The sequence below is a fragment of the Burkholderia sp. A2 genome (genome assembly GCF_001729305.1).
Taxonomy (GTDB): Bacteria; Pseudomonadota; Gammaproteobacteria; order Burkholderiales; family Burkholderiaceae; genus Burkholderia; species Burkholderia sola.
The window spans coordinates 456-1,041 of the sequence record NZ_LZXX01000150.1 but is presented as its reverse complement, the minus strand read 5'-3'; the positions used below and the strand labels follow the sequence as shown (position 1 = coordinate 1,041).

Genomic DNA, 586 nt, shown 5'->3' with positions numbered 1-586 from the left:
GCGCGGCGAGATCGTCGTCGGACAGCGTCGCGGCCGGCGTGCCTTTCAATTGCGCGCGCATCTGCGCGTCGAACCATGCGAGGGATTCGTTCGGCGCGACGCTGCGCAGCACCGTCGCGAGCTTCGGCGGCGACTTGCGTACGTCGCGCAGCATCAGCGCGAGTGCTTCGTCGGGCGCCTTGCCCGCATAGCGCGTGTAGTAGCGCTTCACGTAGACCTGGCTTTCGCCGTCGACGAATTGCTGCAGGTAATGCTGGCGCTGCGCGGGATCGTTGAGCCACGACGACGACGGGCCGGCCGCCTGCAGCGTTTCGTAGTGAACGATGTCGCGCATCAGCCGCACGAACACGAGGTTGACCGAGTGCTCGAACGCCGCGTGCAGCGTCAGGATGCGGCCGTTGTCCGACTTCTCGAAGTTCGAAAACACCTGCGCGCCGCCGCCCGTGTAGAACACGTCCGGGCTCGCCGAATACTTGCGCTCGACGGACGCATCGAGCATCGCCTGCAGCGAGCGCTCGCGCGTATGCGACAGGTAGTCGAGCGCCCAGCGCGACAGCCCGTCGATCGGATCGGGCTTCACGCGCGC

At 66.9% G+C, this 586-nt stretch carries 1 pseudogene; it reads right to left on the bottom strand.

Annotation, left to right across the window (positions count from 1 at the left end):
- A pseudogene (locus A9Z05_RS38210) lies at positions 1-586 on the bottom strand (glycosyl transferase family 51); the annotation flags it as partial.